Here is a 22,393-nt window from a genome sequence, read left to right as displayed (position 1 = left end):
CGGCGCTCGAAAAGCTCAGAAGGACGAAGGAGGCCCGCGCGACGGCGGCAGGATGCGACGCGCCGATGACGGCGGGGCGCGCGGCTGCGCGAGATGGTGCGCCGACGGCGCCCAGCACAGGGGGAGGCGCGGCAGGATGATCAGACCCGTCAGGACGATGACGGGAAGATGGAGCAGGGGACAGAGGGGGCACGACCCATCATGATGATGGCCGGGCGCATGAGATCGGGCTGGTCCGGCCTTGGACGTCATCCCCGGCATGTGCATGACATGCGGCGCCGTATCGGAGACGGGCGCATGGTCCGCCGCTGCAATATCGATCCCGGTCAGCCGCTGGATCGTGGCGCGCGGCGTTTCATCGGGGCGCGCCTGATTGCCGATCAGCAGCTGGCCGAGAAAACCCAGCAGCGTAAGTGTGACGAGCAGCCAGCGGTTGAGAGCGGGCTGTTTCGCAAGGTGATTGGCGTGAGCCATGATTGCTGGCGGATGCCTCGCTACCCGGTCGTTGACCACAGGTAGGAGCCGGGGAGGCGGCTTGTCAAACTGGTGTGCCCGGAACCGTAGTTTCGGGCGGTCGATTGCAATTGCGCAGCCGGAATGGCTCGTCTTATCCTCGCGCCCTTCCGCCATCTAGCAAGGAATTTCTGCCATGACCCGCGCCTGGACCGACCTGGACGCTCCGGCTTTGCGCGATCGTGCCGTGCGGGCTGCGGCGGGCCGGGAGCCATTCGATGTCCTGCTGTGCGGCGGCGTCGTGGCCGACGTCGTGACGGGCGAACTGCGTGAGGCCGATATTGGAATCGTGGGCCCGCTGATCGCCAGTGTTCACCCGCGCGGCACGCGCACGGATGCACAGACATCCATGGCGCTGGATGGTGCGGTCGTGGCACCCGGGTTGATCGACACGCATCTGCATATCGAAAGCTCGATGATGACGCCGCGCACCTACGCGGAAACCGTCGTGCCGCAGGGGACGACCACCATTGCCTGGGATCCGCATGAGGTCGGCAATGTCGGGGGGCTGGATGCCGTGCGCTGGGCTGTCGCCGCGGCACGCGACCTGTCGTTGCGCATTCTGGTCGAAGCGCCGTCCTGCGTGCCGTCGGCACCGGGGCTGGAGCGGGCCGGTGCCGTCTTCGATGCGGATGCAATGGCCGAGATGCTGTCCTGGCCGGAGGTGATCGGTGTTGCCGAAATCATGGACATGCGCGGCGTCATCGAACGCTCGGCCCATATGCGCGGCATCGTTCAGGCGGGGATCGACAGCGGCAAGCTGATCTGCGGTCATGCCCGCGATCTGACCGGCGCGCCGCTTCAGGCATTTGTCGCAGCCGGGATCGAATCCGATCACGAGTTGACCGGACGGCAGGACATTCTGGACAAGCTGCGAGCGGGGCTGACGCTCGAACTGCGCGTCTCGCATACGAGTGTGCTGCCGGAAGCAGTTGCCGCATTCCGTGAGATCGGCCGTGTGCCGCAGACCGTCACCTTCTGCACCGATGACATCTTTCCGGACGATCTCGTGCGTGATGGCGGCATTGTCCATCTGCTGCGCCTGATGACGGCCAACGGCATGGAGCCCCTCGACGCGCTGCGCTGTGCCACCCTGAACGCGGCCATGCGTCTGGAGCGGCGCGATCTCGGGGCCGTCGCGCCCGGGCGGCGCGCCGATCTCGTGGTGTTCGCGGACCTGCACGATTTTGCCGTGCGTCGTGTCTTCGCTTCCGGGCGGGAGGTCGCGGCGGAAGGGCGTCTTGTGGGCGCCCCGCCGCGTCCGGACAGCATGCGCGCACCGACGGAGACGATGCACCTCGATCCTGTCGCGCCCGACGCTTTTCGTATTCGCGCCAAGGGCACGCGCGCGACGATCCAGACGGTTCATACCCCGCGCTTTACCCGATGGGGCGAACGGGAGGTTGCGGTCGAAGAAGGCCATGTCGTCTTGCCTGAAGACACTTTGCTGATGGCCGTGTTCAATCGCTACGGCGCAAGTTCGACACCGGGCCTGGGTGTGCTCGAGGGCTGGGGGCGCTGGGAGGGCGCGTTTGCGACCACGATCCTGCATGACAGTCACAATCTGGCGGTGTTCGGCCGCGATCCGGCTGACATGGCGGCAGCGGCAAATGCGCTGATCGCATGCGGCGGCGGCATGGCGGTTGCCAAAGACGGCGAGGTAATCAGCGAACTTGCCCTCCCGGTCTGCGGTCTTCTGTCCGAGGAGGCGCCTGAGGTCGTGGCCACACGTTTCGCGCAGTTGCGTGCGGCGTCGGATGCGATCGTTCCGGAAAAACTGGCGGTTCCGATCGTCAAGCTCGTAATCGGCGCGAGCCTTGCCTGCAATCCGGGACCACATGTGACGGATCTCGGAATTACCGATGGCATGACCGGGCGGATCGTGACCGACATGCTGGTGCCGGCGGAATGAACGAAGCGTTTCCACGCGATCCGGCGGCAATGCGGCGTGCGCTGCATCGTTATCCGGAGCTGGCTTTTCGCGAATACCGCACGGCCGCGATCGTGGCGGAGCGTCTGGCTGAACTCGGCTATGGCCTGCGGATCGGTCCGGACATCATGCGGATCGATGATCCCGCCATTCTGCCGAGTGCCGCCGACATTGCGCGGGCTCAGGACGAGGCGCGACGCGCAGGCGCCGATCCGGCACTGATCGACCGGATGCCGGGTGGCCAGACGGCTGTGTGTGGTGAATTGCGGCGCGGGAACGGTCCGGTAACCGTGCTGCGTTTCGATATGGACGCCTTGCCCGTCACGGAAACATCCGATCGCACGCATCGACCCACTTCCGGTGGTTATGCGTCCATCCGTCTCGGCCTGATGCATGCCTGCGGCCATGACGGACATGTAGCGATCGGGCTTGCGGTCGCGGAGGCGCTCGCCCGGCCTGATGCGCGCTGGTCCGGGACGCTGCGGCTGCTGTTCCAGCCGGCGGAGGAGGGTGGGCGCGGCGCGCTGCCGATCGTGGCTTCGGGGCTGATGGACGATGTGGACGTTTTCCTGGCAGCCCACCTTGGATGCCAGTTGCCGAGCGGAAAAATCGCGTTGATGGCAGATGGTTTCCTGTGGGCCACGAAGCGGGACGTCACGTTTTCCGGTCGTGGCAGCCATGCCGCCATGGCGCCTGAGGAAGGGCGCAATGCGTTGCTGGCCGCCGCCATGGCAACGCTCGGATTGCACGCATTGCCGCGCGATGGGCAGACGATGACACGTGTCAATGTCGGGCGCCTGGTGGCGGGCACGGCGCGCAACGTGATTGCGGACCACGCCGAAATGGAAATGGAACTGCGCGCGGGCACGGAGGCGGCACTTGCCCGTCTCGCGGCGGCGTCCGACCGCGTGCTGGAGGGCGCGGCCCTGACCCAAGGGTGTTCGGTTGCGACGCGCGTGCGTAGCGAGTCCATCAGCATCGAATCCGATCGCGAGATCCGGGAGCGGCTGCGCCGGGCGGCGCTGGCGGTTGGCGGACTGGACATCGTCGAGGCGGCTCCGATCGGTGGTGGTGACGATGCGACCTATCTGATGCGTCGGGTGCAGGAACACGGTGGCAGGGCCGGTTACTGCCTGATCGGCGCTGATTTGGCCGATGCGCATCATGCCAGCGCGTTCGATTTCGACGAGGCCGCCTTGCCGGTCGCAGTTTCGGTCATGCAGGCCTTCGTGGAGAACCGATGAGCGTGGAGCACGCCAAAACCCTCGAATTCTGGCAGGAATTTCGCACAGGCCCGTCGGCACAGGCGCCTTACGACGACCGCTTTCCGGTCCAGGTCGGCAAGCGCATGCTGGATCTGCCGATCCGCCCGCTGCCGGATGGCACGCACGCGGTCGCGTCCCTTCTGGTCAATCATGCGTCCTTCGATGTGCTGGACGCGATCGTGGCCGAAATGACCGATGCCGCGCGGGCATTTGCGCCAGACGTGATCGTGGGAGTGCCGACGCTGGGTCTGACATTGGCGCCCGCGATCGCACACGCGCTGGGCCATGACCGCTATGTCCCCCTCTCGACGTCACGCAAGTTCTGGTACGATCCTGCGCTATCGGTGCCGATTTCCTCCATCACTACGCCGGATCAGTCCAAAACTCTGGGGCTGGATCCGAACCTTTTGCCTCTTCTCGAAGGACGGCGTGTCGTTCTCGTCGACGACGTGACGAGTTCGGGCGTCTCGCTTGCCGCCGCCGTGTCGCTGATGACGCGTGCCGATATCACCCCCGCGGGTGCCGTCTGTGCAATGACGCAGACCCGGGCATGGATGGATCGGGTGCGCGTGCCGGTGCGCGCGGTGTTCGCAACCCCGCGTTTCGTGCGCGATGGGGCCGGCTGGCGTCCGATGGCGGAAACGCTGCCGCCGGTTGTCAGTGAAGGGGCGTGCTGCTGCCCAGCGCCTTGAGATAGGCCCAGATCGCATCGAGATCTTTCCGGCTCAGCGCTTCTTCCGGGAAGCCCTCCATGCGTTGCGCCGGCCAGCTTCGGACGCTGCCCGGGTTTCGGACGATTGCCGTGAAACCCGCGCGTGTGATGTAACGTGTGACGTTGACGGGTTTTCCCAGGTCCGGGCCCTTGTCTCCGTCGCCCTGACCTTTGAGCCGATGGCACGGCAGGCAGTTCGTCACGAAGGCAACGGCGCCTGCGTGATGCGCACCGGCCTTGGGCAAAAGCATCGCGGGATCGGCCGCATCCGGCTGGGACACAACGGCCACGAGCCGGTCGACCCAGCGCTCACGCGGAATCGCGGACGCGCCCGGCCCGCTCCAGACGAGGGCATAGGGCCCCAGATCCTGCCCGTCTCTGGTCTGCCATGAATGCGGTGACTGTTCGATCGCAATCCAGGGCCGTGCGCCACGACGCGCAGCGTCCTGGAACAGGGCAGGTGTCAGATTGACGGAAAACCCGTCCGATGCCGTGAACTTCAGGGGCTTGTCGAGAGAAAGCAGCGCATCGAGCGGGAGAGCCATGACCGCGTGGCCAAGCGGCTCGGTTGTGGCGGAAAGGTCCAGCGTTGCATGGCCGGGCAGCCCTGCCAGCGCATCGGCGGTCCTGGGTGTGTCCTGCCCGTCGCGAACGATCGAAAGCGGTGCAGCCTGTGCAACATGCACTGTACATGCAAACAGCGCCACTGTGAAAAACGATCGTGCAATCATGGCGATAGCGAAACAGAGACGCTGGCGAACTGCAAGGGGTGACAGCGCCATTACCGGGTGAATGGGGCTGCCAGCCGCTTTTCGAAGAAGAAATCCGCATAGGGATTATCATTGTAGCGCGCGATCTCGGCCCAGCCTGCCCTGCGATAGAATCGCGCGGCTTCCGGCAGGGCGCGATTGGTGTCGAGGCGCAACACGGTAATGGACAGGTCCTTCGCCGTGGCCTCGGCTTCGTCCATGAGCCGCTGGGCCAACCCGAGGCCGCGGGCCGGTGGCGCCACGAACAGACGCTTGATCTCGGCAGTGCCATTGCCTTCGCCTTTCAATCCGACACACCCGATCGGCAGGCCATCCGAATGCGCGACGAAGAATGCGCCGCGCGGACGCATCAGCGCAGCCGGGTCCGGCATGGCCGCCTGCGCGGGGTCGAAACCCGTCTCGAAGCGGCGGGACAATTCGGCGAAATAGGCATCCAGGCAGACGCGTGCATCCGGCCCTTGCGGGTCCGTCTCGACGATGGTGATCCGGTCCCGACCAAACGCCGTGGCGATCAGGTCCATGGCTGCCAGGAGTGCATCCGGATTCGGATGGCGGCCCAGCAACTCACGGCCCTGCGTGTCCGACAGCGTTTCGTAAGCCGCGAATTCGCGAGCGCCTGCAGTCGTCAGGCGGGCGACGCGGCGCCGCGCATCATCGGCATGTGGTTCGGTTACGATCAGGCCTTCGTCCTCCAGCCCACGCAAAAGACGGCTCAGGAGACCGGAATCTAGACCAAGGTAGCTGCGCAGCGTGCCCACCTCGGACCGCCCATGGCCGATCGCATTCAGCACGCGTGCCGCGCCCAGAGGGCGGCCGCGTCCCAGAAAGGACGTATCGAGCGCGCCGGTCTCACGCGTGACGGCGCGGTTGAAACGGCGAAGGCGGGCGACAGGATCGTTCGTCATATTATCTGACTTAGGTCAGACAACATGACGCCGTCAATCGCCAGGCGTCGGTATCATGCCGAAAGCAGATCGTAGTCGGGCGGTGTCGTGACGATCGGGCGCCCTGCGCGCAGGACCTTGCGATCGCTCTGCGGACGGGCGAGCAACTGGTCGGACGATGCGGCATTGCACAGGACGAGATCGGCCGATGCGCCGGGCGCGATATGGGCGGTGTGGCCCATGGACCGTGCCGGCATGTGCGAGACGTGCGCGATCCGATCCGCGATGTCGGCATCGAGATGACCGATGCGGACGAATTCGCGAAATGTCTCCATCATGTCATGGTCGCCGAACATGAAGAACGGATCACGACAATTGTCGCTGGCCGCAATCACGTCGATCCCCGCTGCACTCAGTTCCTGCACTGGCGTGATGCCGCGCCAGCGGGGCGTGCGACCGGCGATGCGGTCCTGCAGATAGAGATTCACCATCGGCAGCGTGATGATCGTGATCCCGGCATCGCGCACGCGGGCCATCGTCTCGTGCATCGCGTGGTCCGGCTGTACGGACAGGGCACAGCAGTGCCCGCAACTGATCTGCCCCGTGAAGCGGTTGCGCAATGCCGCGCGCGCCACGCGATCCAGTCCGTCCGCTGCGGGGTCGCCGGTCTCGTCGACATGCAGGTCGATGTCGAGCCCGTGTTCGGCGGCCAGTCGAAACAGCGTATCGAGATGCGCATCGAGTGCTGCCTCCTGTCCCGGCGGAAGACGCAGGATGCCGCCCAGCAGCCCGTCGTGACGTGCGACGAGCGATACCAGTTCGCGTCCGTCGGGGCCGCCGTAGGCGTCGATGCGGGCCATGCACACGGCCTGCAGCGCGATCCGATCTGCCCACGTCGCACGCATGTCCGCGAAAACGCCCCATGAAATCCGCGCCTGTTCGATCTCGTAGGAATCGAGATGCGTGCGAATGGCCGATGTCCCATGGGCATAGGCGCAGGCGAGTCCAAAGCCGAACCGGCGCGATACATCCTGCGCCGACCAGTTCGCCTGCCGGTCACGCGCGACGGTCATGGCAGCGCCCGCATGTGTGCCGTCAGGATTGGGTGCGCGGTCCCAGATATGGCCCTTGTCGAGATGCGTGTGCAGATCGACGAATGTCGGCAGGGTGATGCGGCCCGACATATCGAGAACCGGCAACATGGCCGGTGCGCGTCCGCTCGGCGCGACCGAGGCGATCACGCCGTCTGCGATCCCGAGATCGACACGTGCCCATCCCTGTTCCACCGCTGCATCACGCGCGACTTCCGCCGGAAGCAGACACGCGGGCACGCGGGCGTCGCCGAGCGTATAGGGGGTCGGCAGCGACGTGGTGAAATCTGGAAGTGGCATGTCAGATCAGTCCTTGTTCACGACCGCACGATCCGGCCACCAGCCCGTGTTGCCGAACCGGGCACCGGCGCTTGCATCGACCATCTCGGGATCGATCGTCAACTTGCCGGGATTGAGCAGGTTATACGGGTCCATGGCATGTTTGAATGCGATCTCGATGTCATCGACGGGTTTCATGCCGTTCTCGCGCACGAGAAACGTATGGTTGTTGGCTGCCTGTGCGCCGTCTTCTTCCATCTCGGCCGAAATTCGCGCCAGTTGGGCGTCATCCACATAGGGAAAGACAGGCGCGCCCTGAAACGCGACATGACCGCCCATTCGTTTCGCCTCCAGATGCATCGGTCCCACGTCCCTGAACCGTTGCACCGATCGCGCGATGGCCGCTACCGCGTCCGGATCGCGATACAGCCCGACGAGACTGACCTGTGAGCGGTCGTGCTTGTTGATCTGCAGGCGGGTATGGCCGAACGAGAACTCATACAGGGGCGCACCATAAGGGCCATCACCCTCAGCCGCGCGGCATGACAGGCGCCCGCCAAATTCTAAAACCAGAATCTCGAAACTTCCGAAGAAATCGCGTGCCACCATGCACAGCACCATGTGTTCGCCCGGACGTCCGAAGGGTGCAAGCGGCTTCATCATGGCAGGCAAAGGCCATTGCTGGATGGAAATCAGCTTCTTGACCAGACTGTTGGCCGCCATGAGCGCGTGCGAAAAGCGCACGGCCTGCATCATGTCTTCGAAACAGACGATCGCCTCCTCCCATGCCCAGGCGGGCGCCAGCGGCATTTCCGCCTCCAGGATCAGGCCGTTCGCGCCATAGGCGTGATGCACGAGGTTGACGTCCGAGCCTCGCAGTTCGATCTCGCGCGGTGTCTCCTCCATGCTGAGCATGCGAAGGCCGAGAATGTTGCCGGTGTCGCGCAGAATTCCATACTGACAGCTTCCGACGCCCGCATGGCCGCCGCCAAGATAGCCGCCCAGCGTGCCGATCCTGCGCGTAGACGGGTGCATGCGCAGTTCCCAGCCCGAAGAGCGCAACGCTTCATCCAGAGCGCCCAGGCGAATGCCGCATTCGGCCCGCACGACCGGGCCGCGTTGCCACAGAAGCCTGTCGAACCCGGTCAGATCGACGACCGCGCCGCCCTGAAGCGGAATACTCTGGCCGAAATTGCAGCTCCCGGCTCCCCTTGGCATCACGGGGAGGCGCGATCGCGCTGCTGCGGCCGCGATCCGATGCAGATCCGTGCGATCGCGCGGGATCACGATCACGTCAGCCACGCGTCCTTCCGCCTCGCGTTTCAGCACGGGGCTGAAAGCCGCACTCATGTCGCGGCTCATGCGGCGGATCGTCGCAGGGTCGGTCAGCACCGGCACGTCGCCGATCGTTTCGAGGAAGGCGGCGAGAGCAGGATGAGGCATGGCGGGTCTCCGATCATGCAACGCTAGGCCATCACGCAGCGATGCGGTGTGCGGTTTTTTCCGCACGAGCCATTGCGCGAAAGGCATCGCGACGCTCATTCTGGTCTGCATGCGCACGCTGCACTCCCGCCTGCTGCTTTATCTTGATGCTGTCGTCCGGCTCGGTTCGATCCGACGGGCGGCCCAGCAGCTCAACGTGGCGGCTTCATCGATCAACAGACAAATACTGGGCCTCGAGGCCGATATCGGAGCGCCGCTGTTCGAGCGCCTGCCGCACAAGATGCGCCTGACGGCAGCGGGCGAGGCATTGATTGCCCATATCCGCCGCACGATGACGGATTTCGAGCGGACACGTGCGCATCTCGAGGCGTTGCGTGGCACGCAACGCGGCACGGTTCATGTCGGTATCATGGGTGGCCTGGGGGCCGACCTGCTGGCGCGGGCGACGCGGGCATTTCATCTGAGACGGCCACAAGTCATGCTCCAGTTCGAGCGTTTCTCGCGCGAGCACCTGATCGAGGCTGTCAGGGACGGCCGTGCGGAGCTGGGTCTGGGGTTCGGGACGGAAGGCCAGTCAGACCTGCGCGCATTGCTCGCGATCGAGTGCCCGCTGGGCGCGGTCATGGCACCCGATCACCCCCTCGCATCGCGTCCCGGCGTGCGGGCCAGCGATCTGCTGGCCCAGCCTCTGATCCTGCCGAGCGTCGGCATGTCGCTGCATGCGCAGATAACGGAACTGTTCGGAGAACACGCGGACAATATCCTGCCGATCGTCACGACCAACGAAGTCGAGATCATGAAACGTCTGGCGGTGGCAGGCGAAGGCGTCGCGATCCTGAACCGTCTGAATATTGAAACCGAACTGACGCGCGGTGAACTGGTCTTTCGTCCAATCCACGGCGCCGCCCCCACCCAGACCCTCCGGCTGTTCGCCCACCGAGCCCGTGCGGAAGCGCCATTGCCGGGGATCTTTGCGGACACATTGGGCGAGGTGTTGCGGGCCTGATCCCGTTTGGGAAAACTTTGCATGTCCTTGCAGTTTTCCCGGGCCAGGCTTCCAGCCGAAGCGAGGTCGTGTCACATCGTCATGAAGGCAGACCGACGATGGGCTCCTGTGCAGGTTCGCGGTGAAATTCCCCAGAGGCTGCCGAAAATCGTCTCTCAAGTCAGGGCAGTGATCAGATCCGCGCCCGTTGCCACCGCACCGTAGCATTGCCGCACATTGTAGCGTGTGGCGTCCGCGCAGAAACCCGGCGATGTGGTGGCCGCGCAATCGTCCAGCATGATGCAGTCATAACCGATGCATGCAGCGTCGGTCAGTGTGCTGAGCACGCATTGATCGGAGTTCACGCCGGCAAACAGCAATGTGTCGCAGCGGAGATTGCGCAGGATGCTCTCCAGTGGCGTGTCCCAGAATCCGCTCATCCGGTATTTCGCGACATGGATGTCGGACGGTTCCGGGCTCAGTTCGTCCACGATCGCAGCATTCCAGGAGCCGTGTTCCAGAACGTGGCGATCTTCTCCGCCTAACGCCGCGCCCAAGCCGTTACCCTGTCCTGCCGGATCGTAGACATGCAGAAGCGACGGCGGAAGGTTGAGGCGATCGGAGCGATTGCCCCAGTTGAGCCAGATCACCGGGACGCCGTTCCGGCGCAGCGCGGGCAAGAGCGCGGCCAGAGGCTCGATCGGTGCCCGGGCAGGCGCGATGTCCACGCCGATCGAGGCGAGCCAGCCGTCCGGGTGACAGAAATCGTTCTGCATGTCGATCACGATGATCGCGCTGCGTGCCAGATCGAAAGTGAGCGTCTGCGGTGTCGCCGGGAGGGAAACCGGCCGGGGCGTTACGATGGGGCGCACCAGATCGACCGCGGTGTGACTGACGCCCCAGCTGTTGGCGGCAACGCTGCCGAGCCGCGTCATGCCGCACCGCCGCACAGGACGGCCATGTCTTCCGCATCGAGTTCGACCGGAACGCCCGAGCGGATCAGTGCACCGAATTCCTCGTCCGGCGTCATGACCGTCAGCGTGTAGAGCTTCTTTTCGCCGGTATTCTCCACGACATGTTCAGACCCTGGCCGCACCAGGAGCGAATCGCCGCGGCGCAGCTCCGTGCTGGCGCCGTCGCACCAGGCGCGCCCTTCGCCGGACAGGACGAAGAACATCTCGTCCGCCGCACTGTGCGTGTTCGGCGGCGTCGCGCCGCCTTTTTCGAAAATCTCGATGACGGCCACCGACGATGTGCCGCCGCTCTCGCGGTCGAACAGGAGCGCGAAATAATTCGTGGATTCCGGCGTGATGCGAAACGCCTTGATGTCCGAAGGCGAGCATTTCATGAAGTTCATAGCGGATCTCCGGAGGCTGGAAGTTCGTCGTGCCAGGGCAGTGCAAGTTCGGATTCACCGGCGCCGCACCGCAGGTGAACAATGGTCACAAGAGACTGCCCGATGGAGGCTTCGGGCGCGGGCGTTCCATCTCCGGGATTGAGCGGAAAAGCCGGGAAGCAGGCGAGCGAAATCGAAACGCGCAGGCGTTCGCCCGCACCGATCGTGGCGCAGGTGCCGCGCATCGGCACGGTGATCCGTCCCTCGGCTGCGACGGTAAATCCTTCCGCCAACGGCCATACATGCCCTGCCATGTCGATACGCGAAAGCGTGGCATGCAGATCGAAGGACGGATGCTCGCTCTCGACCGCCAGGGTCGCCGAAACCGTTCCTGCCAGCAGACGCGCCTGCGTGAAAGGCGTTGTCGTGAACGTCAGGACATCGGAGCGCGCATCGGTCTTCGCCCGGTCTACAGGTCCCGGCGGCAGGCCGAAACTGCCGCCACATGGCCCCGCCGGGCGCCAGGGGTCGAGCGTCAGTCGCTCGGTCGATATGTGGTCTGCTGTTTCAGTGAGCCTGCCATCGCGCGTGTCGATGGCCGCGCGTCCGCTTCCGGACAGCGAGAACGTCGTCGTGGGCGTGGGCAGGTCCGACAGGTTGCGCCAGCAGTCCGCACCCATGTCGAACAGGCGAACACGCGGTGCATCCCATGTGCGCCCTTTCAGCGCGGCATCGAAAAAAGCGATCTGACGCTGATCGATGTCGGTGATGGCCTCCGGCCCGAAATCGCGTTCCCCGACATAGCGATCCCACGGAAAATGCGCCCATGGTCCGACAATGAGCCGGGCATCGAGAACGGGCGACAGGGCACGAAAGGCAGCCAGCGTGCCGGGAAGATGGCTGTCATACCAGCCGCCGATCAGCAGGACGGCCGGTTTGAGCTCCGTGATCGCCTCCAGATGGGCCGCGGGCGAAATCCGATCCCAATAAGATCCGGCATCCGGCGTCTCGCGCCACCTCACATAGTGCGAGTAGCGTGCAAGCAGTGTCTCATGCGGCGGATAGGCGGGACGCGCGCCGCCCGGCGCGCTCCCCCGGCTTGCGGCATACAGGGTGGCGTGGGCGGCCTCATCACCGGCCAGACGCGCGGTCTCGGCCGCGAGTTGCGTGGCCCAGCCGATATTGGCCCGCAGGGCGAAGGCGCCGTTTTCATAGGCCCAGTCCTGCCGGAGATCCCAGCCGATCATCGCGGGGGCGATCGCCCGCAGGGCGGCCGGTGCCATGCCGGCTGCCAGAAGCTGATTGCTGCCTTGGAACGAGAAGCCGAACATGCCGACCTCGCCGGTGCTGTTGGGCAGTCCGGCGGCCCAGGCGATGGTATCGGACCCGTCGGCGGCCTCATGCTCGAACAGTTCGAAAGCGCCGCCTGAACCGCCGCGCCCGCGTGCATCCTGAATGACCACGATATAGCCGTGCCGCGCGTACCATTCCGGCGGCGCGTAACACAGGGATGTGCCGATCCTGCGCCCGTAGGCCTGACGCATCAGCAGAACGGGGTAGGGGCCGCCGCTCTCGGGCTGCCAGATATCGGCCACAAGCGGCGTTCCGTCGCGCGCGATCATGGTTTCAGTGCGGACGGTGATCGCGCTCATGCGAGACTGGCCCTCAGCTCTTCATAGGCGGGCGGAATGGCGTCGATGAAAACGCCCTGCCGCATGACCCGGCGGTCCATCTGCGTGCGGCTCAGGAGAGCATTCTCCGAGCGCGCCTGAAAGACCACCAGATCGGCCGCGCATCCCCGAGCGAGACGATGCGATGCCCCCATCCAGTCCGCCGCTCGTGTCGTCACGGCTGCCGGCCACAGGGCGTGGCCATGGTCGAGCTGGCCGATCCGACAGGATTCCCGATAGACTTCCATCATGTCGAAATCGCCATAGGCATAGAAGGGATCGCGGACATTGTCGCTCGCGAACATGACGGGCACGCCGGCCGCATCCAGCTCGTGCAACAGCGTCACGCCCCGCCGGCGGGGCGTTCGCCCGGCCGTGCGATCCTGAAGATAGAGATTGCACAGCGGCAGACTGACGATGCCGATCCCCGTGTCGCGCAGCTTGGAGATGATCCGCGCCTGTGCCTCTTCGGGCTGCACCGCGAGACTGCAGCAATGCCCGCACAGGATCCGGCCCGCGAAGCGGTGTCGCCGCGCTGCGTCGGCGATCGCTTCCAGCGCGGTGCCGTCCGGATCGCCGTTTTCGTCCACATGCAGATCGAGATCGAGGCCGAAGCGGATCGCCATGCCGAACAGGGCGTCGAGCGCTTCGGGCGTCGTATTGTCGCGCATCAGCACGCAGCCGAGATGACCGCCCGGCGTATCCGCGACCGCGCGCGCGATGGTCTCGCCATCAGGGGCGAGATAGCGTTCGGGGATCGTGAGAGCGGTGGCCTGCAGAGCAATCTTTGCCGCCCAGCGCGCCTGAATTTCGCGGAACAGTGGCCAGATGCGCGCGCCATGGGCGCCCAGCGTATCGAAATGCGTGCGCAGGGCGCGCGTGCCGTGTGCATAGGCGCAACCCAGGGAAAACTCGATCCGGGCCGAGACGTCCTCGACGGTCCAGTTGGCCTCCCGATCGGCGTTGGTCGCCGTGATCGCGCCCATGAACGTGCCGTCCGGATTAGGGGCACGATCCCAGATCAGGGCCTTGTCGAGATGCGTATGGATGTCCGTGAAGCACGGCCAGACGATCCGCCCTTCCATGTCTTCCGCCCCTGCCGCGGGTAACGTCCCGGCAGGCAGGACGTCCGCGATCTGGCCTGACGACAGAACGATGTCGCACGAGACGAGCCCGTCGGACTCTGGCCTCGATGCCGGGTCGAGAAGGCAGGATGGCACGCGCGCATGGCGCAGGGCGGCAGGCGCGGTCATGCCCGATGCCTCAGTACGGCCCGCTGCAGTCCCGCGGTTGCGCCATACAGTGCGAGGCCCGCGACCGTGATCAGGAACAGGGCTGCGAACATGCGCGGGATGTCCATCTGAAAGCCTGACTGGAGAATTTCATAAGCGAGACCCGCGCTGTTGCCGCCGGTGCCGGCCACGAACTCGGCGACCACCGCGCCGACAAGGGAAAGCCCGGTCGCAATGCGCAAGCCGGCCATGAACATCGGCAAGGCACTCGGCACGCGCAGCCGGAACAATGTCTGCAGGCGGCTGGCCTTGTACATCCGGAAATAGGCCGCGAGGTCAGGATCGACGCTGCGCAGTCCCTGCAATGTGTTGGAGATGACAGGGAAGATTGCAATCAGCGCGGCGCAGAGCGTCAGCGCGACGGGGGTCGTCTTCACCAGAATGATGATGAGCGGCGCAATGGCCACGATGGGCGTGACCTGCATGATGACGACATAGGGCATCAGGCAGCGCTCGATCAGCGGGCTCTGCACCAGCAGGAATGCCACCAGCACGCCGCCGATCACCGCGGCTGCCAGTGCGGCGAACGTGACTTCCAGCGTGCTGAGCAGCGCATGCAGGAGCGCGGGTCCGTCATGCCACAGGGCTGCGGCAATGTCGGACGGGCTCGGCATCAGATAGGGCGGAATATGCCAAAGACGGCACGCGCCCTGCCAGAGCGCCAGCACGACGATGCCCAGAAGAACAGGGGCGAGAATGGAAATGGCCTGCGCGGATCTCATGTCTGCATCTCCGCTGCCAGATGGCTTTCATGACTGGCTGCCTCCAGCAGCACGGCCAGTTCCCGGCTGATCTCGGCAAACCGTTCGGACAGGCGGAACGCCTCGTCGCGCACGATGGTGCGGTCGATGGCATAGCGCGCATGGATCCGACCCGGGTGAGCCGCCATGACCATGACGTTGCTGGAAAGAAAAGCAGCCTCATGCAGCGCGTGCGTGACGAACAGGGTCGTCAGGCCGTCCTGATAGCACAGGCGGGCCATTTCCTCGTCAAGGCGATTGCGGGTGAATTCGTCGAGTGCCCCGAACGGCTCGTCCATCAGCAACAGGTCCGGCTCGGTCACCAGCGCACGGGCGATGGAGACGCGCATGCGCATCCCGCCCGAGAGTTGCGCCGGATAGCGCTCGGCCGCATGGCCCAGTCCCACACGTGCCAGCGCGGTCCGTGCGCGCGCGTCACCACTGGCCCGATCAACCCCCATCAGATCGAGCGGCAGCCGCACGTTACGTCCGACATTGGCCCACGGCATCAGGGTCGCATCCTGGAACACGAAGGCAAGACGCCGGCCCTTCTGGCCGACGCCGCGAAAATCGCTGCCCCACCAGCGCAGGCTGCCGGCGCTTGGCCCGTGCAGATTGGCGATCAGCTTGAGCAGCGTACTTTTGCCACACCCCGAAGGTCCGATCAGGCTGACGAATTCGCCGGCCCGCACGGTGAGATCGACCGGTGCAAGGCCGCGCACGCCATTTGGAAAAACCTTTTCCACCGCATCGAGAGACAGGACCGTATCGCTCATGACGGCACGCGCGCCGTCAGTGCGCCGTTGAACGACAGCGTATAGCCGTCCCGCCAGCGTGGATCGTCCGTGATGAGGCCTGACTGGAGCAACGTCTTGTGGATATCCATCCAGTGAGCGTCCGTCATGGACAGGATTGATGCACCATTCGTGCCGAGTGCTGCGATGCGCTTGAGCGTCGCACGCGAAAACGCAAGTTGATCCGATGTCATGTGCGCATTGGCCGCGAGAATGGCACGGTCTCCGTCCTGACCGTTGCCGTAGATATACTGCAGCCAGCCCTCGCTGCTGGCTGCGAGAAACGCGGCGATCTCGTCCTTTCGGGTCTGCAGTGCTGAGCGCGAGGCGAGGAGTACGTTGCCGTACGTCGGATAGCCCAGGTCGGAGAGCAGATAGAAATTGAACGGAACGTTCTGTTTGCGCGCGGCATAGGTCTCGGACGAGACGAACGCCTGCATCGCAGCCTGCGGATTGAACATGAAAGGTTGCAGGTTGAAGGTGTAGGGGTGCGCCTGATCGTCGGTGAAACCATAGCGCGCTTTCAGCCATGGCCAGAAGCTGCTGCGCCCTTCCGCGCTGATGAAGATCGGGTGTCCGCGAAGCTGCCCCGGATCATGGATGTCGGGATGCGTCATGATCCCGGCAAGACCTTTCTGGAACGTGGTCGCGACAGCGACGGCCGGAAGTCCGCGCATGCCGGCACGGATCGCCTCTTCCGGCTGAAGCAGGGCCAAGTCGCACTGTCCCGCCAGGAGAAGCTGCATGGCGTTCACCTGCGGCCCGCCCATGCGCAGGTTCACGTTCAGCCCCGCTTTGGCATACAGGCCGGATGCCTGCGCCTGATAGAACCCGCCGTGTTCGGCCTGCGCACACCAGTTCGTCAGCAGCGTGAGCGGCGCGCCTGCCGCGCGTGCCGTGCCGCCTCCCACGAAGGCTGCCGCCAGTCCGCCGAGAACCTCGCGTCGTCCGGGTGCCATCGTCATGCGTTCATCGCCTCGCCTCATGCCAACGGAGCGTAACGGGGTGCAGGCCACGTTGTGAAGGCGCGTCATTCGGGAGCCTGCACGAAAATGCACACGGCCAGCATCGTCATGTAGAAGCGAAAGGCCGGCTGCTGGCCGTTCCAGTCGTGGGATTGCCACATCACGAACCATTCTCCGCCCACGACGGAAAACCCGAAGAACCACAACAGGAACCCAAGGGCCGTGGCGACCGGAACCAGCGACCGCGCGCGCCGGAAAGTGCCTGCATCTCCCCTGATCGCCCGCGCCATCGACCATGCCGCCAGACAGAACAGCACGCCGGTTGCGAATTCACAGGCGATGATGAGCGCATAGAACAGATGCCACAGCAGGGGGGCATTGATGGCGCGCCACCGCAGGGCATTGCCGGCAAAGGTCGTGTCCATCAGCAGGACATGCCGCACGAAGGCGAAGTTCGAACCGTAGTCGGTGACGTTGTTGAATGCGACCAGAAGGCCAAAGATGCCCAGGGACGCCACCATCGCGGTCTTGGCCGCGCGGGCCCGCAACGCTGGTGTATCCGTCATGACATCCCATCCATACGATCCGACAACGATCATGGACCTTGCCTGTAGTTTGGGCGTCCGTCGAGCGTCCGGACCGTGCGGATATAGGCATCGGTCCGGGCGCAATTTGATGCTTTGTGCGGATCGGGACCCTCGGCTTTCGTGCGGTGTCAGGCGTAGTGTTGCGTCTCCCGCATCACCACCGGAGCTTTCGTCCCATGCTGCCGATTACCCGACGCACGCTGCTCGCAGGTCAGGCCGGGGCCATCGCGGCCTTTGGCCTCTCTCGCGCCGCGCGCGCCTCAGGCCTGCGGCCTCTCACGATCAACCTCGCCTGGTATGCGCAGGCGCCGGTCGGCGGTTTCTATCAGGCACTGGCGCGCGGCTTCTATCGCGATGCCGGTCTGGACGTTACGATCGCCATGGGCGGGCCTCAGGTGAATGCCGTGCAGCTCATGCTGGCCGGGCGCTGCGATTTCATCACGGGCTATGATTTTCAGACGCTCAATGGGGTTGCGCGCGGCATGCCGCTGCTGACGGTCGGCGCCTCCTTCCAGCATGACGTACAGGGCATGATCCTGCATCAGCCGGCGGCGTCCCTGGCAGATCTGAAGGGCAAGCGGATCCTGATTGCCAGTTCCTCGCACCAGACCTTCTGGCCGTGGCTCAGCAAGCGCTACGGCCTGAGCGACACGCAGCTCGCACCCTACACGTTCAATCTCCAGCCCTTCTTCACATCGCCCGACGTCGCCTTCCAGGGCTATGCCAGCTCGGAAATGTTCGACGTGCACAAGGCGGGTATTCCGGCTGCCTTCTTTCAGTTCTCGGACGCAGGCTACCCACCTTACGGCACCACCATCGTCACGACGAAGCCGTTCGCCGGGGCCAATTCTTCGGTGGTCACCGCCTTCATCCGCGCAACGATGCTCGGCTGGCGCGATTACCTGCATGGCGATCCCGGACCCGGCAATGCCTTGATCCGCCAGGCCTCGTCGAAGGAAAGCCCCGAGCGGATCGCATTCGGCATAGACGCGCTGCGCACGGCTCAGGTGCTGACCGGCAAGACGGACCCGGTTGCGAAACTCGGCACCATGACGGCGGCGCGCTGGCAGGCGACGCGCGATTTCATGGTGGCCAACGGTCTGCTGGCGGCTGATGTGCCGTGGCAGGATGCGTTCTCGACCCGCTTTGCGGACGAGGCAGCGGTGTCGGCCGCATGATGGCCGATGTGACGTCCGACCAGGCGCCTTCGATCGTCATCCGAAACGCACGCGGAATCCTGACCGGGCTGCGCGGTTCGGATGAGCGCGCGAGCGGCGACATTCGCATCCGCGACGGTCGTATCGCGGCCATCGGCCGGATCGCACCCGAGCCGGGTGATGACGTGATCGACGCTGCGGGCTGCGTGGTCACGCCGGGGCTTGTCTGTGCGCATCATCATCTGTTCCAGAGCGTGCTGAAGGCGGTCCCGTCCGCGATCGACGCCCGGCTGGAGACATGGCTGCGCCTTGTGCCCGCGCAGTACTGGCACCGTCTGGATTCGGATGCGCTGCGCACGGCTGCGGAAATCGGCATGGCCGAGCTGCTGCTGTCCGGCTGCACCACGCTGAACGACCATCACTACCTGTTCTCCGATCGCTACGATTACGATCCGGCCGATATCCTGTTCGAGACGGCGGAGCGGTTCGGCATGCGGCTCGTCCTGTCGCGTGGCGGCACGACGCGGCAGCGCAACTTCGATACGCCCGAGCTCGTGCCGATGCCCGTCGAGCCGCTCGAGAGCATGCTTGCGCATACGGAATCCCTCGTGCGCCGGTATCACGACCCGTCGTCCGACAGCCGCCGGCGCATCATCCTCGCCCCCAACACGCCGACCTGGGGCGCGACGCCGGACGAACTGCGCGAAATGGCGAAGTCCGCGCGCGCATTGGGCATCCGGTTGCATTCGCATCTGTCGGAGACGGACAACTACGTGACGTTCTGCCGCGACGTGCACGACTGCCGTCCGGTCGACTTCGCCGCGTCCTGCGGATGGGTGGGCGAGGACGTGTTTTTCGCCCATCTCGTGCATGTCGACCTGCGCGAGATCGCGATCCTGGCCGAAACCGGCACCGGCATGGCGCACTGCCCGCAAAGCAATTGCCGTCTGGGCTCGGGGATCGCACCCGCGCCGGCTCTGGATCGCGCCGGCGGCCGCGTAGCACTCGCCGTCGATGGTGCTGCGTCGAACGAGGCGTGCGACATGGCGGCCGAGATGCATACGGCCTGGATGGTGCATCGCGCGATCGGCGGGGCGGACGCCGTGCGGGCCGAAGACGTGTTGCGCTGGTCCACGGCCGATTGCGCAAATGTCCTCGGCTTTTCCGAACTGGGGCGCATCGCGGTCGGCCAGATCGCAGACATCGCCATTCATGCGCTTGATGCGCCGCGCCATGCCGGACTGCACGATCCGCTGATCGCGCCCGTCGTATCGGGCGCAAGTTCCGTGCGCCAGGTGCTGAGCGCCGGGCGCCGGGTCGTGGTGGACGGCGCCATTCCGGGCTTCGACATGCCGGCACTGATCGCGCGCGCTGCCGAAACCGTCGCCCGCCTGAACGAGACATAGGAAAATCACGCCATGCTGACGACGCAACAGCCCGTCCTGCGCCGCTTCTGGTACGCAACGATCCCGCTGCATGACCTCAAGGACGGGCCGAAGCCGTTCCGTCTGATGGGGCAGGACATCGTCCTGTTCGTGGACAGCACGGGCGCGCCGCATGCGTTGCGTGACCGCTGCTGCCATCGCACGGCGAAGCTGTCCAAGGGCTGGTGCGATGGCGACACTCTGGTCTGCGGCTATCACGGCTGGCGGTATGACGGGACAGGCGCCGTGGTCGCCATCCCGCAGTCGAAGCCGGACGCGGCGCTGCCCTCGCACAAGACGGAAGCGTATCATTGCCAGGGTCGCTACGGTTACGCCTGGGTAGCGCTCGACGAGCCGTTGGCCGACCTGTTCGACATTCCCGAAGACCGTGACCCGGGCTTCCGGCGGATCTTCCAGTTCTACGACCAGTGGAACACGGCCCCGCTGCGCCTGATGGAAAATTCGTTCGACAACGCGCATTTCTCGTTCGTCCACCGCGCGACGTTCGGCGACGCGACCCAGCCGGTGCCGAAAGTCTACAGGGTCGAGGAAACCGATTACGGTTTCGAGGCGACGACCATCGTCGACGTGATGAATCCGCCCAATGCTCATGAGATCACCGGGGATACATCGCCGACCACCACGCGTACCATGCGCAATCACTGGTACCTGCCGTTCTCGCGCCGGATGGACATGCTCTATCCATCGGGCATCCGGCACATCATCATCAATTGCGCGACCCCGATCGAAGACGGCAGGATCCAGCTCATCCAGCTGCTGTATCGCAACGATCGCGAGGAGGATTGCAGCACGGAGAAGCTGATCGCCTGGGATCGCGCCATCGTCGAGGAAGACCGCGACATCCTGGAAGCGACCGATTGCGACGCCATCGTCGACATCTCGCGGCGCATCGAGGTTCACATGCAGTCGGACCGGCCCGGTCTCATCATGCGTCGCCGCCTGCTGCAACTGCTGCGCGACCACGGCGAGGAAGAAACGTCTTATCAGCCTGCCAGCAAGCCACCTCTGCCGGGAATCTGACCATCATGCCGTCTCTGCTCCGTCATACGCTCGGGATGATCGCGTGCCTCGCGGCACCGTTTGCCGCAGGGGGCGCGGAGCGTGCGGATCCGGCACTGCTCGTGCGGAACGCAACGTTCTTCACCATGGCGCCGGATCAGAAAACGCCGTTTCATGGCTACATGACGGTCGATCGGGACGGAAAAATCGCAGATGTCGGGCAGGGCGACCCGCCGGCTTCCCTCCACGCAGCCCAGACATTCGACGCCCATGGCGCATGGATCATGCCGGGCTTCATTTCGGCGCACTCCCATCTCTGGCAGGCCGCCTATCGAGGGCTGGCTCCCGACCAGACGCTGACCGGCTGGCTTGGCGTGTTGTATGGACAGGTGGCGTCCCGCGCGGATGACGGGGATTTCTACTGGTTCACGCTCGACGGTGCGCTCGATCATCTCGAGCACGGCGTGACGGCGGCCTACGATTTCAACCGCGGCAACTCGCCATACGATCCGCCCGGCAGTCCCGACATCAACCGCGCGGAATTCGACGGAGAGCTCGCATCGGGCATCCGCTTCGTCCACGGCATCGACATGCCGCACCAGCCGAAACCATCACTCGACGTGGCCCGTCAGCACCTGAAGAGCTTCCTCGACTGGACGGCGCGCCGCCCGCGCGATCCGCACTTCCTGTCGGTCATGATCAACGGTTCGACGGCCTTCGTGGACACGCCGGATGAAGCCACGATCGAGGCGACCCTGATGCGGGAGTTTCACGTTGGCAACCAGTCTCACTATCTGGAGCCGCCCGATCTCATCCGCGAAGAGCAGGACAAGTTTCCCTGGTTCGAAAAGGCAGGCCTGCTGGGCCCGAGCCTGATCTTCGGCCATTTCATCCATACGACGCCGGAGATCATTGCGAAGACCGCGGCGGCACACGGCGCAATGGCGTGGAACCCGTTGTCCAACGGTCGCCTCGCTTCAGGTGTTGCGGATATCCCGGCCTATCTGAAGGCCGGCATCCGGGTCGGCATGGGCGAGGACGGGCAAGCAAGTGCTGATCTCGTCGACCCGTTCGAAAACATGCGCACGGGGCTTTATGCGATCCGCGACAAATACCAGAACGCCGCGATCATGAGCCCGTATGACGTGATGCGGCTGCATACGCTCGGCAGTGCCGATGTCATCGGCGAAAAGGCGCGTCTCGGCAGTCTCGAACGCGGCAAGTTTGCCGACTTTCTCGTGATCGACCCGACGCATTTCGCGCATGTCTTCGATCCGTACGCGACGCTCGTGTTCGTCGCATCAGAGCAGGATCTGGCGCGCGTCTATGTCGGCGGCGTGCAGATGACGGACCATGGCCGCCTGCTGCATCAGGACATGCAGCGCGTCGAAACGGAGGTGGATCGCCGGGTCGCCGCATCGCTGAAAAAGCCGGCAACGGCTGCGAAGTAACCGAAGCCGGGGCGGATCCGCCCCGGGCCCCGGATCAAGCGCAGTCGCCTCTGACATAAGCGTCGGTCAGAAGGACCAGTCCGGG

At 64.9% G+C, this 22,393-nt stretch carries 21 protein-coding genes; 8 read left to right on the top strand and 13 right to left on the bottom strand.

Annotation, left to right across the window (positions count from 1 at the left end; genetic code table 11):
* Positions 1-15 precede the first annotated feature (15 nt).
* The gene (locus B8446_RS08385) at positions 16-474 is read right to left on the bottom strand and encodes a DUF2946 domain-containing protein (RefSeq protein ID WP_048848902.1); all 459 of its coding nucleotides are present in this window, start codon (positions 472-474) and stop codon (positions 16-18) included.
* Between the two features lie 175 nt (positions 475-649).
* Between B8446_RS08385 and B8446_RS08380 the strand changes: the two genes are divergently transcribed.
* The 3 genes from B8446_RS08380 to B8446_RS08370 are packed head-to-tail and all read left to right on the top strand — an operon-like array spanning position 650 to position 4,400.
* Complete coding sequence (locus B8446_RS08380) at positions 650-2,425, top strand: adenine deaminase (protein ID WP_048848901.1); 1,776 nt, start codon at positions 650-652, stop codon at positions 2,423-2,425.
* Positions 2,422-3,687 carry an amidohydrolase gene (locus tag B8446_RS08375; RefSeq protein WP_048848900.1) on the top strand — a complete coding sequence of 422 codons (1,266 nt, stop codon included), beginning with the start codon at positions 2,422-2,424 and terminating at the stop codon, positions 3,685-3,687. Before B8446_RS08380 ends, B8446_RS08375 begins: the two co-directional genes overlap by 4 nt.
* Complete coding sequence (locus B8446_RS08370; RefSeq protein ID WP_048848899.1) at positions 3,684-4,400, top strand: phosphoribosyltransferase; 717 nt, start codon at positions 3,684-3,686, stop codon at positions 4,398-4,400. The genes B8446_RS08375 and B8446_RS08370 overlap by 4 nt, the downstream gene beginning before the upstream one ends.
* Here the strand turns inward: B8446_RS08370 and B8446_RS08365 are convergent.
* From B8446_RS08365 to B8446_RS08350, 4 genes are all read right to left on the bottom strand, one after another.
* Positions 4,366-5,127, bottom strand: a complete 762-nt coding sequence (locus tag B8446_RS08365) for a c-type cytochrome (RefSeq protein ID WP_158507538.1) — start codon at positions 5,125-5,127, stop codon at positions 4,366-4,368. The two genes, B8446_RS08370 and B8446_RS08365, sit on opposite strands and share 35 nt — an antisense overlap.
* A 74-nt stretch (positions 5,128-5,201) precedes the next feature.
* Positions 5,202-6,095, bottom strand: a complete 894-nt coding sequence (locus B8446_RS08360; RefSeq protein WP_048848897.1) for a bifunctional helix-turn-helix transcriptional regulator/GNAT family N-acetyltransferase — start codon at positions 6,093-6,095, stop codon at positions 5,202-5,204.
* Positions 6,096-6,148: 53 nt separating this feature from the next.
* Positions 6,149-7,465, bottom strand: a complete 1,317-nt coding sequence (locus tag B8446_RS08355) for a cytosine deaminase (RefSeq protein WP_048848896.1) — start codon at positions 7,463-7,465, stop codon at positions 6,149-6,151.
* 6 nt (positions 7,466-7,471) lie between these two features.
* Positions 7,472-8,887: an FAD-binding oxidoreductase gene (locus B8446_RS08350; RefSeq protein ID WP_048848895.1), complete on the bottom strand. Its 1,416-nt coding sequence runs from the start codon at positions 8,885-8,887 to the stop codon at positions 7,472-7,474.
* On the opposite strand from B8446_RS08350, the gene B8446_RS16045 reads away from it, so the two are divergent.
* The gene (locus B8446_RS16045) at positions 8,886-9,893 is read left to right on the top strand and encodes a LysR family transcriptional regulator (RefSeq protein ID WP_148505912.1); all 1,008 of its coding nucleotides are present in this window, start codon (positions 8,886-8,888) and stop codon (positions 9,891-9,893) included. The genes B8446_RS08350 and B8446_RS16045 overlap by 2 nt on opposite strands.
* 155 nt (positions 9,894-10,048) lie before the next feature.
* Here the strand turns inward: B8446_RS16045 and B8446_RS08330 are convergent, their stop codons facing one another.
* From B8446_RS08330 to B8446_RS08295, 8 genes are all read right to left on the bottom strand, one after another.
* A complete protein-coding gene (locus tag B8446_RS08330; protein WP_048848893.1) occupies positions 10,049-10,807 on the bottom strand; it encodes a cysteine hydrolase family protein in 759 nt (252 codons plus the stop codon).
* A complete protein-coding gene (locus tag B8446_RS08325; RefSeq protein ID WP_048848892.1) occupies positions 10,804-11,229 on the bottom strand; it encodes a cupin domain-containing protein in 426 nt (141 codons plus the stop codon). Before B8446_RS08325 ends, B8446_RS08330 begins: the two co-directional genes overlap by 4 nt.
* Positions 11,226-12,860, bottom strand: a complete 1,635-nt coding sequence (locus tag B8446_RS08320; protein WP_048848891.1) for a CocE/NonD family hydrolase — start codon at positions 12,858-12,860, stop codon at positions 11,226-11,228. Before B8446_RS08320 ends, B8446_RS08325 begins: the two co-directional genes overlap by 4 nt.
* Positions 12,857-14,131: a cytosine deaminase gene (locus B8446_RS08315; protein WP_048848890.1), complete on the bottom strand. Its 1,275-nt coding sequence runs from the start codon at positions 14,129-14,131 to the stop codon at positions 12,857-12,859. Before B8446_RS08315 ends, B8446_RS08320 begins: the two co-directional genes overlap by 4 nt.
* A complete protein-coding gene (locus B8446_RS08310; protein WP_048848889.1) occupies positions 14,128-14,892 on the bottom strand; it encodes an ABC transporter permease in 765 nt (254 codons plus the stop codon). Before B8446_RS08310 ends, B8446_RS08315 begins: the two co-directional genes overlap by 4 nt.
* Positions 14,889-15,686 (bottom strand): ABC transporter ATP-binding protein, encoded by a 798-nt coding sequence (locus tag B8446_RS08305; RefSeq protein WP_048848888.1) that lies wholly within the window; start codon positions 15,684-15,686, stop codon positions 14,889-14,891. Before B8446_RS08305 ends, B8446_RS08310 begins: the two co-directional genes overlap by 4 nt.
* Positions 15,683-16,669: an ABC transporter substrate-binding protein gene (locus B8446_RS08300; RefSeq protein ID WP_084712191.1), complete on the bottom strand. Its 987-nt coding sequence runs from the start codon at positions 16,667-16,669 to the stop codon at positions 15,683-15,685. Before B8446_RS08300 ends, B8446_RS08305 begins: the two co-directional genes overlap by 4 nt.
* Before the next feature lie 65 nt (positions 16,670-16,734).
* Positions 16,735-17,235, bottom strand: coding sequence for a DUF2165 family protein (locus B8446_RS08295; RefSeq protein ID WP_048848954.1), 501 nt, complete (start codon positions 17,233-17,235; stop codon positions 16,735-16,737).
* A gap of 197 nt (positions 17,236-17,432) precedes the next feature.
* On the opposite strand from B8446_RS08295, the gene B8446_RS08290 reads away from it, so the two are divergent.
* The 4 genes from B8446_RS08290 to B8446_RS08275 are packed head-to-tail and all read left to right on the top strand — an operon-like array spanning position 17,433 to position 22,308.
* On the top strand, positions 17,433-18,434 hold the full coding sequence (locus B8446_RS08290) for an ABC transporter substrate-binding protein (RefSeq protein WP_048848887.1): 1,002 nt from the start codon (positions 17,433-17,435) through the stop codon (positions 18,432-18,434).
* Positions 18,431-19,819 carry an amidohydrolase family protein gene (locus tag B8446_RS08285; RefSeq protein WP_241767701.1) on the top strand — a complete coding sequence of 463 codons (1,389 nt, stop codon included), beginning with the start codon at positions 18,431-18,433 and terminating at the stop codon, positions 19,817-19,819. Before B8446_RS08290 ends, B8446_RS08285 begins: the two co-directional genes overlap by 4 nt.
* Positions 19,820-19,831: 12 nt before the next feature.
* A complete protein-coding gene (locus tag B8446_RS08280; protein ID WP_048848886.1) occupies positions 19,832-20,878 on the top strand; it encodes an aromatic ring-hydroxylating dioxygenase subunit alpha in 1,047 nt (348 codons plus the stop codon).
* Positions 20,879-20,883: 5 nt separating this feature from the next.
* Positions 20,884-22,308 carry an amidohydrolase family protein gene (locus B8446_RS08275; RefSeq protein WP_053053774.1) on the top strand — a complete coding sequence of 475 codons (1,425 nt, stop codon included), beginning with the start codon at positions 20,884-20,886 and terminating at the stop codon, positions 22,306-22,308.
* Positions 22,309-22,393: the final 85 nt, after the last annotated feature.

Origin of the sequence: Tanticharoenia sakaeratensis NBRC 103193 (assembly GCF_000963885.1) — a bacterium.
Taxonomy (GTDB): Bacteria; Pseudomonadota; Alphaproteobacteria; order Acetobacterales; family Acetobacteraceae; genus Tanticharoenia; species Tanticharoenia sakaeratensis.
This window is presented reverse-complemented; position numbering and strand designations above follow the sequence as displayed.